The following is a 14,721-nucleotide window of genomic DNA, read 5'->3' as shown; positions in this document are numbered from 1 at the left end:
GAACGTGAGGAATCAGCGGTGTTCGCGAGCCTGTCCGACCGACTGACGTCGACCTTCAAGAACCTGCGCACCAAGGGGCGGCTGTCCGAGGCGGACATCGACGCCACCGTGCGCGAGATCCGTCGTGCCCTGCTCGACGCCGACGTCGCCGTCAGCGTGGTGCGCGCCTTCACCGCCTCCGTGCGCGAGCGTGCGCTCTCCGCGGAGGTCTCCGGGGCGCTCAACCCCGCGCAGCAGGTCGTCAAGATCGTCAACGAGGAGCTCGTCGGGATCCTCGGCGGGGCCACCCGCCAGCTGCGGCTGGCCAAGAACCCCCCGACCGTCATCATGCTCGCGGGCCTGCAGGGTGCGGGGAAGACGACGCTGGCCGGCAAGCTGGCGCTGCACCTGCGCTCGCAGGGGCACACGCCGCTGCTCGTCGCCGCGGACCTGCAGCGGCCGAACGCCGTGACCCAGCTCGGCGTGGTCGCCGAGCGTGCCGGTGTGCCGGTGTTCGCCCCGCACCCCGGGGTCGCGTCGGAGTACGAGGCGCCGACCGGCGACCCGGTGTGGGTCGCCCGCGAGGGTGTCGCCACCGCCCGCAGCCGCCACCACGACGTCGTCATCGTCGACACCGCCGGACGCCTGGGCGTGGACGCCGAGCTCATGCAGCAGGCCGCGGACATCCGCGACGCGATCGAGCCGGACGAGACGATCTTCGTCATCGACGCGATGATCGGTCAGGACGCGGTCGCCACGGCGCAGGCATTCCTGGACGGTGTCGGCTTCTCCGGCGTCGTGCTGTCCAAGCTCGACGGCGACGCGCGCGGTGGTGCCGCGCTGTCGGTCGCCTCGGTGACCGGCCGCCCGATCCTGTTCGCCTCGACCGGTGAGAAGCTCACCGACTTCGAGGTGTTCCACCCGGACCGCATGGCGTCGCGCATCCTCGACATGGGCGACGTCCTGACGCTCATCGAGCAGGCCGAGCGCGCCTTCGACGCGGACCAGGCCGAGGCGATGGCCTCCAAGCTCGCGTCCGGCGAGGGCTTCACGCTCGAGGACTTCCTCGTCCAGATGCAGCAGCTCAAGCAGATGGGCTCGATGAAGAAGATGCTCGGCATGCTGCCGGGCATGGGCCAGATGCGGGAGGCCCTGGAGAACTTCGACGAGCGCGAGGTCGACCGCATCGAGGCGATCGTCCGCTCCATGACGCCCGCCGAGCGGCGCACCCCCAAGATCATCAACGGCTCGCGCCGGGCCCGGATCGCCAAGGGCTCCGGGACCACGACGACCGACGTCAACGGCCTGCTGGAGCGGTTCACCGCGGCGCAGAAGATGATGGCGCAGATGAGCAAGGGCGGCGGCATGCCGGGCATGCCCGGCATGCCGGGGATGGGCGGCGGCAAGAAGGCCCGCGGCAAGCAGGCCCCGCCCCCGCGGAGCAAGAAGGGCAAGTCCGGCAACCCCGCCAAGCGTGCCGAGCAGGAGCGCCTGGCGAGCCAGCGCGCCGCCGGGGTGGCGCCGCGCGCCGGCCAGGGGTCGGCGTTCGGCCTCGGCGCCGCGCCCGACCAGCCCGTCGGCCCGGCCGAGCTCGAGCTGCCCGCCGGGCTCGAGAAGTTCCTCGGTCGCTGACCGCGGCGCACGCGGGGCGGGTGCGGGGGCCACGGTGAGCGTCGTCCACGTGCGCGGCACCGTCGGTCTCGACGACGACCGCGAGGTCGGCGAGCTGTGGGCGGTCGACGGCCGGGTGACCTTCGAGCGCCCGACCGTGCCCCGCCACCTGACGCGCGACGTCGTCACCGTCGAGGGCTGGGCGGTCCCCGGCCTGGTCGACGTGCACTGCCACATCGGGCTCGGGGCCGACGGCCCGGTGGACGCCGCGACAGCCGAGGCGCAGGCCCTGGCCGACCGCGACGCCGGCACGCTGCTGATCCGCGACGCGGGGTCGCCGTCCGACACGGCCTGGGTGCACGCGCGCGCCGACCTGCCCCGGCTCATCCGCTCCGGGCACCACCTCGCCCGCCCCAAGCGGTACCTGCGCCACTACGGGCGCGAGCTGGACGCCGTGAGCGACCTGCCGGCGGCCGTCGCCGAGGAGGCCGACCGCGGGGACGGGTGGGTCAAGCTCGTCGCCGACTGGATCGACCGGGACCTCGGGCCCGAGGCCGACCTGCGGCCGCTGTGGCCCGACGACGTGCTCGCCGAGGCGATCGCCGTCGCGCACGAGCACGGTGCCCGCGTCACCGCGCACACGTTCGCGACCGAGGCGATCCCCGGGCTGCTGGCCGCCGGGGTCGACTGCCTGGAGCACGGCACCGGCCTCACGCCCGACCAGATCGACGAGGTCGCGCGCCGGCGCATCCCGGTCACCCCGACGCTGCTCCAGGTCGAGCGGTTCGAGGCGATCGCCGCCCAGGCGCACCGCTACCCGGTCTACGCCGCCCGCATGCGGCGCATGCACGCCCGCCGCCACGAGCACGTGCGCGACCTGCACGACGCCGGGGTTCCGCTGCTGGTCGGGACCGACGCCGGCGGCACCATCGAGCACGGCCGCCTGGCGGCGGAGACGGCCGAGCTGCTGCGTGCCGGGGTGCCCGACGCCGACGTCGTCGCCGCCGCGAGCTGGCGCACCCGCGCGTACCTCGGCGTCCCCGGGCTGGAGGAGGGTGCGAGCGCGGACCTCGTGGTGTACGACGCCGACCCGCGCCGGGACGCCCGGGTGCTGGCCGACCCGCGCGCCGTCGTGCTGCGTGGGGTCGTGGTGCCGGGCCGGGCGTAGCGCCGGCCCCGGACCTCCGCCCCCGGCCGGACGTGACGCACGTCCGGTTGGGGCGTGCGGTCGCCGTCTGGCAGAATGGCCCGCTGTACTCGGCGCGCGGACCCTCTAGCCGCGCGCGGAGTCCCTCGGCCGGGCTGCCGACCTGCCCCCACGGGAACGCGTCCCCGGCCACCTCAGCTCACATCCAGGAGAAGACCACACCGTGGCCACCAAGATCCGTCTGAAGCGCATGGGCAAGATCCGTCAGCCGTACTACCGCGTCGTCGTCGCCGACTCGCGCACCAAGCGCGACGGCCGCGCCATCGAGGAGATCGGCAAGTACCACCCCACCGAGGAGCCGTCGCTCATCGACATCTCCTCCGAGCGTGCGCAGTACTGGCTCGGCGTCGGCGCGCAGCCGACCGAGCAGGTCCTCGCGCTGCTCAAGGTGACCGGGGACTGGCAGAAGTTCAAGGGCCTGCCGGGCGCCGAGGGCACGCTGCGCGTCAAGGGTGAGAAGGTCGACCCGGCCGCCGCCATCGAGGCCGCCGCGCTCGACGCCGAGAAGGCCAAGGCGCGTGCCGCCGAGGCCAAGGCCGCCGCGCCGGCCCCGGCCGCCGACGAGTCCGGCACCGCGGACGAGCAGGCCTGATGCTCGCCGACGCGCTGGAGCACCTGGTGCGGGGCATCGTGGACCACCCGGACGACGTCCAGGTCGCCACCAGGACCCTGCGCCGCGGTGAGCTGCTCGAGGTCCGGGTGCACCCCGAGGACCTCGGTCGGGTCATCGGCCGCGGCGGGCGCACCGCGCGCGCGCTGCGCACGGTGGTCAGCGCGCTGTCGGCCGACGGGTCGGTCCGCGTCGACGTCGTCGACGTCGACCGGCGCTGAGCAGCGCCGACCCGACCCGACCGTTCCACCGACGCAAGGCCCGGTCCCCACGCCTGGGGGCCGGGCCTTGCGTCGTCGGCGGGCTCACCGCCCGCCCCACCGCTCGTCCCCTGCGTCCCTGTGGAGAGACCCCATGCAGCTGACCGTCGCCCGCATCGGCCGTGCCCACGGGCTTCGTGGGGAGGTCGCGATCGACCTGCGCACCGACGACCCCGGGCGTCGCCTGGCCGACGGGCAGGTGCTCCACACCGACCCCGCCGCCGCGGGACCGCTCACGGTCGCCGGGACGCGCTCGCAGCACGGCAAGTGGTTCGCGCGCTTCGTCGAGGTCGCCGACCGCACCGGCGCCGAGGCGCTGCAGGGCGTCGTGCTCGTCGTCGAGGCGGACGACGACGACGAGGAGGACGCCTGGTACCCGCACGAGCTCACCGGGCTGCGCGCCGAGCACGTCGACGGGCGGCTGCTCGGCACGATCGCGGGGCTGGAGCACCTGCCCGCGCACGACGTGCTCGTGCTCGTGGAGGAGGGCTCCGGTGTTCGCACCCTCGTGCCGTTCGTGCACGCGATCGTCCCCGTCGTGGACGTCCCGGGCGGACGCGTGGTGCTGGACCCGCCCGGCGGGCTGCTCGCGTCGGACGTGGAGAACCTCGTCGTCTCGGAGGAGACGGTCGGCCCGGCTGGCGCCCGGTCGGCCGCCGGCGAGCCCGACGCCGACGAGGACTGACGTGCGGATCGACGTCGTCTCCATCTTCCCCGCGTACCTGGCGCCGCTGGAGCTGTCCCTCGTCGGCAAGGCCCGTGCGTCCGGGCTGCTCGACGTGCGCGTGCACGACCTGCGGACCTGGACCAGCGACCGGCACCGCACCGTGGACGACACCCCGGTCGGCGGCGGGGCGGGCATGGTCATGCGGCCGGACGTGTGGGGATCGGCGCTCAACGACGTGCTGACCCCCGGCGCGCACCTGCTGGTCCCCACGCCGTCGGGGGAGCGGTTCACCCAGCGCACGGCCGAGATCCTGGCCGGCGAGCAGCACCTGGTCATCGCCTGCGGGCGGTACGAGGGCATCGACGCCCGGGTGATGGAGCACTACCGCTCCCGTGACGACGTCCGGGTGACCGAGGTGTCCCTGGGGGACTACGTGCTCAACGGCGGTGAGGTCGCCGCGCTCGTGGTGGTCGAGGCGGTCGCGCGCCTGCTGCCCGGGGTGGTGGGCAACCCGCACTCGCTCGTGGAGGAGTCGCACGGTGCCGCCGGCCTGCTCGAGTACCCCGTCTACACCCGCCCGCCGAGCTGGGCGGGGCTGGACGTGCCCGAGGTGCTGACGTCCGGGCACCACGCGCGGATCGAGCGCTGGCGGCGCGACGAGGCGCTGCGCCGGACGGCGTCGCGCCGCCCCGACCTGGTCGCCGCGCTGGATCCTGCCTCCCTGGACCGGCACGACGTCGCGGTGCTGGCCGACGCCGGCTGGACGGTCACCGCGGACGGGGTGCGGCCGACGTCGCCGGACGCCTGACGCGCCGGGGCCCGGCGCACCGCGGGGGCACGGCACAGCGCCTGAGGCCGGGTGCAGAGCACCGCGCTGAGGTGCACGGCGCAGCGCGCGAGGTGCACAGCAGAGCGCCTGAGGTGCACGGCACAGGGGCCGCCGGTTCTGCCCCGGGCCGGCCGTGTGGCAGACTGGTCGGTCGGTGTGCGCCGGTCTCGTCCCTGCCACAGGGGGGATGGTCACGACCTGCGGGCCCACGCCCGCCGCACCACCGCTGGACACTCATCAGGCGCCCCTCGAGGGCGCCCTCGACACACGCGCCTGACCTGTGGCAGCGCGAGGAAGTGACACGACATGCACACGCTCGACGCGGTCGACGCAGCATCGCTGCGCACCGACATCCCGGCCTTCCGGCCCGGGGACACCCTCAAGGTCAACGTCAAGGTCGTCGAGGGCAACCGCTCCCGCATCCAGGTCTTCCAGGGCGCGGTCATCGCGCGCCAGGGTGGCGGCGTGCGGGAGACCTTCACCGTCCGCAAGGTCAGCTTCGGCGTCGGCGTGGAGCGCACCTTCCCCGTGCACTCCCCGACGCTCGAGTCCATCGAGGTCGTGACCCGCGGTGACGTCCGCCGCGCGAAGCTGTACTACCTGCGCAAGCTGCGCGGCAAGAAGGCGAAGATCAAGGAGAAGCGCGACGCCGTCCCGGCCAAGTAGTCCGGTGCGCTGAACGCTGTCCCTCGACGGGCGGTCACCCCTGGGGTGGCCGCCCGTTGGCGTACCTGGGGGTGTCGGCCGGTCCGGCCTCGCGTGGGCGGCGGCACGGGGCCGCTCGTTAGGCCCGCGGCGCGCGGGATGGCACAGTGTTCGCGTGAAGGACCAGCCCATGCCCGCTCCCGAGACGAGCCCGTCAGGGGAGCCCGGCACCGGCGGTCACCCCACCGGCTCCCGGGGCGCCTGGCTCCGCGAGACCGTGGTGATCCTGGCCAGCGCGCTGCTGCTGTCGCTGGTCATCAAGACCTTCCTGTTCCAGGCGTTCTACATCCCCAGCGCGTCCATGCAGGACACGCTGATCGAGGGTGACCGCGTCCTGGTCACCAAGCTGGCACCGGGCCCGCTGGACGTGCACCGCGGGGACGTCGTCGTCTTCAAGGACCCGGGCGGCTGGCTCCCGCCGGTCGTCGCGGAGGAGCAGTCGCCCCTGGCCGAGTGGACGACGTCGGTGCTGACGTACGTCGGCCTGCTGCCGCAGGACTCCGGCGAGCACCTCATCAAGCGGATCATCGGGCTGCCGGGGGACCGGGTGGCGTCCGACGGTGGCGGGGCTCCGGTCACCGTGAACGGCGTCGAGGTCTCCGAGCCGTACGTGCGGGAGGGCTCGATCCCCAGCGAGGTGCAGTTCGACGTCGTCGTGCCCGAGGGCAACCTGTGGGTCATGGGCGACAACCGGCAGAACTCCCAGGACTCGCGCTACCACCTCGGTGACCCGGGCGGCGGCAGCGTGCCGGTCGACAACGTGGTCGGGGTGGCGTTCGTGACCGTCTGGCCGGCCGACCGGTTCACGCTGCTGCGCAACCCGGGCGCCACGTTCGAGCCGGTCCCGGAGCCGTAGCCGTGGGGGCACCGACCCGCACGCCGGCGAGCACGCCGACGCGCACGGCGACCCGGACCCCGCGCTCCCGCGTGCCGGGTCTGCGCGTCGAGAAGTCGCTGCTGCGCGCGGGTCACACGCTGGTCGGCGCGTGCGACGAGGTGGGCCGCGGCGCGCTCGGCGGTCCGGTGACCGTGGGGATCGTGCTGGTCGACGCGAGCGTCCAGCGTCCCCTCGCCGGTGTGCGGGACAGCAAGCTGCTCACCCCGCAGGCCCGCGTCGCGCTCGTGCCGCGGATCCGGCGGTGGGTGGTCGGGCACGCCGTCGCCCACGCGACCGCGGAGGAGATCGACGAGCACGGGATCATCGCCGCGCTGCGGATGGCGGGCACCCGGGCGCTCGCGGCGCTGCCCGTGCGGCCCGACGTCGTCCTGCTGGACGGCAACCACGACTGGCTCTCCCGCCCGCAGCAGCCGACCCTGTTCGACGGCACCCCGCTCGCGGAGGTCCCGCCGCCGGTGGTGCGCACGATGATCAAGGCCGACCTGCAGTGCTCGTCGGTGGCCGCCGCGAGCGTGCTCGCGAAGACGACGCGGGACGCCCTGATGGCCGAGCTCGCGGTGTCCCACCCCGGGTACGGGTGGGAGGTCAACAAGGGCTACTCGACGGCGGCGCACGTCGAGGCGCTGCGGCGGCTGGGACCGTCGGTCCACCACCGGCAGAGCTGGCGGTTGCCGGGGCTCGTCGGCCCGGCCTGCGACGGGCTGTTCGACGTCCCGGCGGTGGCCGGCGGCACGGTGGCCGACGGCGCGGTGGGCGGCGACGTGGTGCTCGGCGGCGCGGTGGCCGGCGACGGTGGGTCCGTGTCGGCGGACGACCTCCTCGGGCCCGCGGGCGACGAGGTGCTGGGCGGGGACCCGGACGACCTCGCCCGGGGGCTCGGGGACGACGTCGGCGACCTCCTGGGTGACGAGGACGAGGACGGCGACGACCTGCAGGACGGCGCGGACGAGGACGGCGACGACCTGCCGGACGACGACCTCGGCGAAGCTGAGAACGACGACGCCGGCGAGGGTCGCGACGACGTCGCAGGCGAGGGTGGCGACGACGACCGGGCGGAGCGCGCCGGTCCCGAGATGGCCGAGCTTGGGGACGCCAACCGGTGGCTCGCGCACGCCGCTCGCTGACCGGCCGGCGACCGCACCACCTGCGGGGATGGTCCATGATGGACCGGTGAGCGCGGAGGACCTCGAGAACTACGAGACCGACATGGAGCTCGCCCTCTACCGTGAGTACCGCGACGTGGTGGGCCTGTTCGCGTACGTCGTGGAGACCGAGCGACGGTTCTACCTCGCGAACCAGGTGGACCTGCAGGTGCGGTCCGCGGCGGGCGAGGTCTACTTCGAGCTCCGGCTCGCGGACGCCTGGGTGTGGGACGTCTACCGCTCGGCGCGCTTCGTGAAGTCCGTCCGGGTGGTCACCTTCAAGGACGTCAACGTCGAGGAGCTGGCCAAGGCGGAGCTCGACGTCCCCGGCGGGGGCGGCTTCCGGCACTGAGCCGGGTCCGCCGGTCGACCCTGCTCCGCGCGACCCGGCTCCACGCGACCCCGGTCCGCCCGACCTCGGTCGGCTGACCGGCGACCACGTCCACACCCCGTCCCCTGCGCACGTCCGGCGCGACGGGACCTGGCGGCAGGCTGCCTCGCGGAGGTGGTCGCATGCGCGCCAAGGACGCCGTCGGGCGGCACGGGGAGGACGTCGCCGCTCGCTACGTGCAGGACGCGGGGTGGCGCCTGCTCGACCGCAACTGGCGCGGCGCCGACGGCGAGCTGGACATCGTCGCCCTCGACGACGGCGCCCTGGTCACCGTCGAGGTCAAGACGCGCAGCGGCGTCGGGTTCGGGCACCCCGCCGAGGCGGTCACCGCGCGCAAGGTCGCCCGGCTGCGGCGCCTGACGGCCCAGTGGGTCGCCGTCCACGACGTGCGCCCGCGGTCCATCCGCATCGACGTGATCGCCGTGGTGCTGCCCCGCAGCGGACCTGCGCAGGTGGAGCACCTGGTGGGGATCGTCTGATGGGGACTGCTGCGGTGGACCGTCCGACGGGGCCGGTCTGATGGCGCTGGGCCGCACGCTCGCGGTGAGCCCGCTCGGCATGTCCGGCCACCTCGTGGAGGTCGAGGCGCACCTGGCGGCGTCCGTGCCGGGGTTCACGCTGGTCGGCCTGCCGGACACCGCGCTCGCCGAGTCCCGCGACCGGGTCCGGGCCGCGATCACGTCCTCGGGCCTGGGGTGGCCGCAGCGGCGCATCACCGTCAACCTCTCGCCGGCGTCCCTGCCCAAGGCCGGGTCCGGGTTCGACCTCGCGATCGCGGTCGCGATGCTCGCCGGGGCCGGTGTGGTCGACGCGTCCCGCACCGCCGGGGTCGTCCACCTCGGCGAGCTCGCCCTGGACGGCCGGCTGCGTCCGGTCCGCGGCGTGCTGCCCGCGGTGTCGGCCGCCGTGGCGGCCGGGCGACCGCGCGTCGTCGTCCCGGAGGCCAACGCCGCCGAGGCGCTGCTCGTCCCGGGCGCGGACGTCGTCGCCGCCCAGACGCTCGCGGAGGTGGCCTTCCGGCACGGCGCCGACATCCCGCGGCCCGAGCGGACCGCCGCACCACCACCGGGCCCGCCACCGGAGCGGCCCCCCGTCCCGGACCTCGCGGACGTGCTGGGCCAGCACGAGGCGCGCGCCGCGCTGGAGGTCGCGGCCGCGGGTGGGCACCACCTGCTCATGGTCGGCCCACCGGGGGCCGGCAAGACGATGCTCGCCGCCCGGATGCCCGGGCTGCTGCCGGACCTGTCCGACGACGACGCGGTGGAGGTCACCGCGGTCCACTCCGTCGCGGGCACGTTCGACCCGGCCGGCGGGCTGCTGCGCCGGCCGCCGTTCGAGGACCCGCACCACACCGCGACCGCGGCCGCGATCATCGGCGGCGGGTCGGGGGTGCCCCGGCCGGGTGCGGCGTCGCGGGCGCACCGGGGGGTGCTGTTCATGGACGAGGCGCCGGAGTTCTCCCCGGGCGTCCTGCAGACGCTGCGCCAGCCGCTCGAGCACGGCGAGCTGGTCATCCAGCGTGCCGGCGGCGCGGCGCGGTACCCGGCGCGGTTCCAGCTCGTGCTGGCCGCCAACCCGTGCCCGTGCGGCAAGGCGGTCGGCAAGGGTCTGGGCTGCGTGTGCCCGCCGGTCGTGCGGCGCCGGTACTGGTCGCGCCTGTCGGGGCCGCTGCTGGACCGGGTGGACCTGCAGGTGGAGGTGCACGCCGTCTCCCGCGTGCAGATCGGTGGGACCGAGGCCGGCGAGGCGACCGACGCGGTCGCGGCACGGGTCCGCTCGGCCCGGGCCCGGCAGGCCGAGCGGCTGGCCGGCACCCCGTGGCGGACGAACGCCGAGGTGCCCGGGCACTGGCTGCGGGCCTCGCTCGGAGCGGACCGGTCGCTCATGGCCGACCTGGACCGGGCCCTGGACCGCGGAGCGCTCAGCCTGCGCGGGGTGGACCGGGTGCTGCGGGTGGCGTGGACCCTCGCCGACCTGGCCGGACGCCCCACGCCCCGCCGGTCCGACATCGGTCAGGGCCTGCTCCTGCGCACCCGGGGGCAGGTGAGCGCATGACCACGGCAGCCACCCCGTCCACGCCGGCAGACTCCCGGGGCCAGGTCCCCGCCGCCGACGACGAGCGTCGTGCCCGGGCGGCGTGGAGCCGTCTCGCCGAGCCGGGGGACACCGCGGCCGGGACGCTGGTGTCCGCCCTCGGGGCGCCGGGGGCACTGCGGTGGGTCGGCGAGGTGCTGGGCCCGGCGACCGTCCCGACCGGCGAGGGGGACGGGGCCGCCGCGGTCCGCCTGCCGCGCCGCTCGGTCGAGCACCTGGTCGAGGTGGTCGGTGCGCTCGACCAGGGGACGCGTCGACGGCTGGCCGCGGCGGTCGCGCGGTGGGCCACCCGGTGGCACGACCTCGACCCGGACCGCGACCTGGACCGGCTCGAGTCCCTCGGCGGGACGGTGACCTACCCCGGCCTCGCCACCTGGCCGGTCGGGCTGGACGACCTGGGCGCAGCGGCACCGCCGTGCCTGTGGGTGCGGGGGGCCGCGGACGTCGGCCCGCTGGTCACCCGCTCGGTCGCGCTGGTCGGGGCGCGTGCCTCGACCGCCTACGGCGACCACGTCGCCACGGACCTGGCGGTCGGCCTGGCAGACCGCCGGTTCACGGTGGTGTCGGGCGGCGCGTACGGGATCGACGCGGCCGCGCACCGCGGGGCGGTCGCCGCGGGTGCCGCCACGGTGGTGCTGCTGGCCGGCGGCGTGGACCGGCCGTACCCGGTCGGGAACGCCGCACTGCTCCGGCAGGTGCTCGAGACCGGCGGCGCCGTGGTGAGCGAGGTGCCACCGGGCAGCGTGCCGAGCCGGACGCGGTTCCTGCAGCGCAACCGGCTCATCGCGGCCGCCGGCCGGGCGACGGTGGTCGTCGAGGCGGCCTGGCGGTCCGGGGCGCTCAGCACGGCCGCGCACGCGGTCGGGCTGCTGCGCCCGCTCGGTGCGGTGCCGGGTCCGGTGACGTCCATGGCCTCGGCCGGGTGCCACCGGATCCTGCGCGACGGGTCCGCGGTGTGCGTCACGGACGCCGCCGAGGTGGCCGAGCTGGCCGGCGACCTCGGCGCCGACCTCGCGCCGGAGAGACGCTCGGGGTCGCCCGAACCCGGCGCCCTGGGCTCCGCCGGCGGGGGCCCCGACGGGCGAGGCGCCGACGCTCGGGACACCGACGGGTTGGACCCAGACGCACGCCGGGTCGTCGACGCCCTGCCGGTCGTCCGGCCGGCGCCCGTCGGCTCGATCTGCCGGGCAGCCGGCCTGGGGGAGCACGACGTGCGCGGCGCACTCGGCATGCTCGAGCTGGCCGGGCTGGCGGCGCAGCGGGACGGCGGCTGGGTACGGGTGCGCCGGGCCGGAGGACGGCGGGCGCCGTGACCGTGCAGCACAGGCATCGCGGAGCCCGCACCGTGGGACGTGTGTCGGCGCACGCCATGACGTCAGTCACACTGGCTCCGTGCAGGGGACGGAGACACGGCAGGACGGACCCACCGAGCCGCTCGCTGGACCCGCCGCACCCGTGTCGGCCGGGGCGTCCTCCGGGAGCGAAGACACCATGCGGCCGGCGGGCGACGCCCCGCGACCAGCCGACGGCGCGTCTCACCCGGTCGGGGACGCCGGACCGCCGCCGTCGCTGGACGACTTCGCCGACCACCTCGCACTGCAGCGGGGCCTGTCCGCCCACACCGTCCGCGGCTACGTGGGCGACCTGACGCACCTGTGGCACCACGCCACGCAGCACGGGTGCCCGACGTGGGACGCGGTCGACCTCGGCGTGCTGCGCGGGTGGCTCGCGTCGATGGTCGGCGGGGGCCTGAGCCGCTCGACGATCGCACGCCGCTCGGCCGCGGTCCGGGTCTTCTTCGCGTGGGCCCAGCGCACCGGACGGGTGTCCCAGGACCCGTCCCTCCGGCTGGCCTCGGCGCGCATCCCCGCCCACCTGCCGACCGTGCTCGACGTCGAGCCCGCCGCCCGGATGCTCGAGGCGGCCCGGACCAGGGCCGACGACGGCGACCCGATCCACCTGCGCGACTGGGCGGCGCTGGAGCTGCTGTACGCGACCGGGGCGCGCGTCGGTGAGATCGCCGGCGCGGACGTGGACGACGTGGACCTGGACCAGCGGACCCTGCGCGTCCTCGGCAAGGGTGGCAAGGAGCGCGTGGTCCCGTTCGGCGTCCCGGCCGCGCGTGCCGTGCGGGCTTGGCTCGCGACGGGGCGCCCCCGGCTGGCCGTCGACGGGTCCGGGCCGGCGCTGTTCCTGGGCCGCCGCGGCAACCGGGCGGACCAGCGCCAGCTGCGCAGCGCCTCCCACGACGTCGCGCGGTCCGCCGGGGTGGCCGACATTGCCCCGCACGCCCTGCGCCACAGCGCGGCGACGCACCTCCTGGCCGGCGGGTCGGACCTGCGCAGCGTGCAGGAGGTCCTCGGGCACTCGAGCCTGGCCACCACGCAGCGGTACACGCACGTCTCCGCCGAGCGGCTGCGCGACTCCTTCCGCCAGGCCCATCCGCGCGCATGACCGACGCCGCCAGGGGACGCGTGCCAGGGACAGGGACAGGGACAGGGACAGGGGCAGGGATGAGCCCGGCTCCTCGCGGCGTCGGCTTCGGCGTGCCTCGACCGCGACCCCCACACCACGTCGTCGTCGTGGAGGACGACGTCGTCGCGGAGGTCGCCGCGGTCCTCGAGGGGGACGCGCTCGAGGAGGAGATCGAGCTCGACCTGTCCGACTCGCCCGTCGCGGACCTCATCGCGGCCGCGTGGGAGGCGTACAAGGCGACCGGGGACCGTCTCCAGCGCGAGCGGCTGATCCTGCACTACGCACCCCTGGTCGCCGCCGTCGCCGGCCGGGTCGGGATGCGGCTGCCCAGCAGCGTCGAGCACGCGGACCTCGTGTCGGCCGGGATGTTCGGCCTCATCGACGCGATCGAGAAGTTCGAGCCCGGGCGCGGCGTCAAGTTCCAGACGTACGCCGGTTCGCGTATCCACGGCGCGATCATCGACGAGCTCCGGGCGACGGACTGGATCCCGCGCTCGGTGCGGGCCAAGGCCCGGGCCGTCGACCGTGCCTACGCCGAGCTCGAGGGCGAGCTGCGCCGCCGACCGCACGAGTCGGAGGTCGCCGCCCGCCTCGACCTGGGCGTCGCGGAGCTCCGCTCGGTGTTCGCGCAGATCTCGACCGTCAACGTGGCGGCGCTGGACGAGCTGCTCGGCGCCGGCAGCGAGCGGGGCGACTCGCTGTCGCTCGGAGACACGCTGCGGGACGACCGGACACCGGACCCGGCCGGCTCGTTCGAGAGCCACGAGACCAAGTACCTGCTGGCCCGGGCGATCGAGCAGCTGGGGGAGCGGGAGAAGATCGTCCTGGTCCTCTACTACTACGAGAACATGACGCTGGCCGAGATCGGCCGCGTGCTCGGGGTGAGCGAGTCGCGCATCTCGCAGATGCACAGCGCCGCCATGGCGCGGCTGCGCACGACCCTCCTGGAGTCCGAGCGCGCCTGACGCCGAGGGGGCGCCGCTCCCGTCGACGCTCATCCGGGCAGCAGGACGACCGGACCGCGGTCGAGCACCCAGCGCATCGGGTCGAGGTACGTCTCCCCGCGCCGCAGCCCCCAGTGCAGGCAGGTGGCCGGCGCGCAGTGCCCCGGCGTGCCCGCCACCGTGGCGACGACCTGGCCGGCGATCACCCGCTGCCCGACGGTGACCCCGGGCACGATCGGCTCCAGGCTCGAGCGCAGCCCGTCGTCGTGGGTGATCGTCAGGACCCCGCGGTCCACGACGGTGCCGCTGAACGTCACGACGCCGGCCGCCGGTGCCCGGACCGCCCGCATCGGCGACGCGGCGAGGTCGACGCCCCGGTGGCCCGGCGCCCACGGCTGCGGTGGCGCGTCGAACGGGCGGGCGACGGTGACCGGGGCGTCGAGCGGCGGGGACATCAGCGCGGCCGGGCGGTCCGACGCCGGCCCGACCCTGGACGTCACCACTGCCGGCGGTCCCGAGCCGCCGGCCCCGGCCAGGTCGGCCACGGCCCATGCCGTGCCCAGAGCCAGCAGACCCGCCACGACCGTCGCCCGCACCATGGACCCGAGCGTGCGGGGGCGACGACGGCTCCGCGGAGGTCCGTGCCGCGCGCCGGTGGACGACAGGCCGCACCTCTCGCCTGGGGACGGGTGACGCCGTCCTCGTGAGCGGGCCGTCCCGCGGGACGCACGCGACCCTGACCACGCACGCGACCCCGACCACGGGACAGGGGGCGTCGCGTCCGCGCACCACGTCCGCGTCCACGTCGGCCCGACCGCTGTGCACGGGCTCACACCGACGCCTCACCGGCAGAACCCGGACCGCCCTGCGGGTTCGGGTACAGTAGGCGCCGCGACCGGCCTGCGCCGG

The 14,721-nt window shown here is 75.7% G+C and carries 16 protein-coding genes; 15 read left to right on the top strand and 1 reads right to left on the bottom strand.

Features of this window, described 5'->3' with window-relative positions; translation table 11 throughout:
* The first annotated feature begins 18 nt into the window (after positions 1-18).
* The 15 genes from ffh to CAE01nite_RS16855 all read left to right on the top strand — a co-directional run bounded on the left by ffh (position 19) and on the right by CAE01nite_RS16855 (position 13,833).
* Positions 19-1,611 carry a signal recognition particle protein gene (ffh, locus tag CAE01nite_RS16925; protein WP_146906685.1) on the top strand — a complete coding sequence of 531 codons (1,593 nt, stop codon included), beginning with the start codon at positions 19-21 and terminating at the stop codon, positions 1,609-1,611.
* 49 nt (positions 1,612-1,660) lie between these two features.
* Positions 1,661-2,758: an amidohydrolase family protein gene (locus CAE01nite_RS16920; RefSeq protein ID WP_246131295.1), complete on the top strand. Its 1,098-nt coding sequence runs from the start codon at positions 1,661-1,663 to the stop codon at positions 2,756-2,758.
* Positions 2,759-2,960: 202 nt separating this feature from the next.
* Positions 2,961-3,389: a 30S ribosomal protein S16 gene (gene rpsP / locus CAE01nite_RS16915; RefSeq protein ID WP_146906683.1), complete on the top strand. Its 429-nt coding sequence runs from the start codon at positions 2,961-2,963 to the stop codon at positions 3,387-3,389.
* On the top strand, positions 3,389-3,628 hold the full coding sequence (locus tag CAE01nite_RS16910; protein ID WP_146906682.1) for an RNA-binding protein: 240 nt from the start codon (positions 3,389-3,391) through the stop codon (positions 3,626-3,628). The genes rpsP and CAE01nite_RS16910 overlap by 1 nt, the downstream gene beginning before the upstream one ends.
* Before the next feature lie 133 nt (positions 3,629-3,761).
* Complete coding sequence (gene rimM / locus CAE01nite_RS16905; RefSeq protein WP_146906681.1) at positions 3,762-4,352, top strand: ribosome maturation factor RimM; 591 nt, start codon at positions 3,762-3,764, stop codon at positions 4,350-4,352.
* Position 4,353: 1 nt separating this feature from the next.
* Positions 4,354-5,142 (top strand): tRNA (guanosine(37)-N1)-methyltransferase TrmD, encoded by a 789-nt coding sequence (gene trmD / locus CAE01nite_RS16900; RefSeq protein WP_146906680.1) that lies wholly within the window; start codon positions 4,354-4,356, stop codon positions 5,140-5,142.
* Positions 5,143-5,469: 327 nt separating this feature from the next.
* On the top strand, positions 5,470-5,829 hold the full coding sequence (rplS, locus tag CAE01nite_RS16895; protein WP_146906679.1) for a 50S ribosomal protein L19: 360 nt from the start codon (positions 5,470-5,472) through the stop codon (positions 5,827-5,829).
* Positions 5,830-5,983: 154 nt separating this feature from the next.
* Complete coding sequence (gene lepB, locus CAE01nite_RS16890) at positions 5,984-6,724, top strand: signal peptidase I (RefSeq protein ID WP_307725010.1); 741 nt, start codon at positions 5,984-5,986, stop codon at positions 6,722-6,724.
* Positions 6,725-6,726: 2 nt separating this feature from the next.
* Positions 6,727-7,890, top strand: a complete 1,164-nt coding sequence (gene rnhB, locus CAE01nite_RS18880) for a ribonuclease HII (RefSeq protein WP_222595967.1) — start codon at positions 6,727-6,729, stop codon at positions 7,888-7,890.
* A gap of 46 nt (positions 7,891-7,936) precedes the next feature.
* Complete coding sequence (locus tag CAE01nite_RS16880; RefSeq protein WP_146906678.1) at positions 7,937-8,260, top strand: DUF2469 domain-containing protein; 324 nt, start codon at positions 7,937-7,939, stop codon at positions 8,258-8,260.
* A 161-nt stretch (positions 8,261-8,421) separates the two neighbouring features.
* Positions 8,422-8,778 carry a YraN family protein gene (locus tag CAE01nite_RS16875; protein WP_146906677.1) on the top strand — a complete coding sequence of 119 codons (357 nt, stop codon included), beginning with the start codon at positions 8,422-8,424 and terminating at the stop codon, positions 8,776-8,778.
* Positions 8,779-8,818: 40 nt separating this feature from the next.
* A complete protein-coding gene (locus CAE01nite_RS16870; protein WP_146906676.1) occupies positions 8,819-10,354 on the top strand; it encodes a YifB family Mg chelatase-like AAA ATPase in 1,536 nt (511 codons plus the stop codon).
* Positions 10,351-11,706: a DNA-processing protein DprA gene (locus CAE01nite_RS16865; RefSeq protein WP_146906675.1), complete on the top strand. Its 1,356-nt coding sequence runs from the start codon at positions 10,351-10,353 to the stop codon at positions 11,704-11,706. Before CAE01nite_RS16870 ends, CAE01nite_RS16865 begins: the two co-directional genes overlap by 4 nt.
* Positions 11,707-11,884: 178 nt before the next feature.
* Positions 11,885-12,847 carry a tyrosine recombinase XerC gene (locus CAE01nite_RS16860; protein ID WP_146906674.1) on the top strand — a complete coding sequence of 321 codons (963 nt, stop codon included), beginning with the start codon at positions 11,885-11,887 and terminating at the stop codon, positions 12,845-12,847.
* A gap of 59 nt (positions 12,848-12,906) precedes the next feature.
* The gene (locus tag CAE01nite_RS16855) at positions 12,907-13,833 is read left to right on the top strand and encodes a FliA/WhiG family RNA polymerase sigma factor (protein WP_146906673.1); all 927 of its coding nucleotides are present in this window, start codon (positions 12,907-12,909) and stop codon (positions 13,831-13,833) included.
* 29 nt (positions 13,834-13,862) lie between these two features.
* Here CAE01nite_RS16855 and CAE01nite_RS16850 read toward each other — a convergent pair whose 3' ends face one another.
* Entirely contained in the window at positions 13,863-14,411 is a 549-nt protein-coding gene (locus CAE01nite_RS16850; protein WP_146906672.1) for a murein hydrolase activator EnvC family protein, read from the bottom strand.
* Positions 14,412-14,721: the final 310 nt, after the last annotated feature.

Source organism: Cellulomonas aerilata, assembly GCF_007991755.1.
GTDB classification, from domain to species: domain Bacteria; phylum Actinomycetota; class Actinomycetes; order Actinomycetales; family Cellulomonadaceae; genus Pengzhenrongella; species Pengzhenrongella aerilata.
This window is presented reverse-complemented; position numbering and strand designations above follow the sequence as displayed.

Excerpts from the sequence above, each read along its gene's own strand:
- CAE01nite_RS16910 (WP_146906682.1), top strand. The coding sequence starts at position 3,389 with ATGCTCGCCGACGCGCTGGAGCACCTGGTGCGGGGCATCGTGGACCAC.
- rimM (WP_146906681.1), top strand. The coding sequence starts at position 3,762 with ATGCAGCTGACCGTCGCCCGCATCGGCCGTGCCCACGGGCTTCGTGGG.
- rplS (WP_146906679.1), top strand. The coding sequence starts at position 5,470 with ATGCACACGCTCGACGCGGTCGACGCAGCATCGCTGCGCACCGACATC.
- CAE01nite_RS16875 (WP_146906677.1), top strand. The coding sequence starts at position 8,422 with ATGCGCGCCAAGGACGCCGTCGGGCGGCACGGGGAGGACGTCGCCGCT.
- CAE01nite_RS16870 (WP_146906676.1), top strand. The coding sequence starts at position 8,819 with ATGGCGCTGGGCCGCACGCTCGCGGTGAGCCCGCTCGGCATGTCCGGC.
- CAE01nite_RS16865 (WP_146906675.1), top strand. The coding sequence starts at position 10,351 with ATGACCACGGCAGCCACCCCGTCCACGCCGGCAGACTCCCGGGGCCAG.
- CAE01nite_RS16860 (WP_146906674.1), top strand. The coding sequence starts at position 11,885 with ATGCGGCCGGCGGGCGACGCCCCGCGACCAGCCGACGGCGCGTCTCAC.
- CAE01nite_RS16855 (WP_146906673.1), top strand. The coding sequence starts at position 12,907 with ATGAGCCCGGCTCCTCGCGGCGTCGGCTTCGGCGTGCCTCGACCGCGA.
- CAE01nite_RS16850 (WP_146906672.1), bottom strand. The coding sequence starts at position 14,411 with ATGGTGCGGGCGACGGTCGTGGCGGGTCTGCTGGCTCTGGGCACGGCA.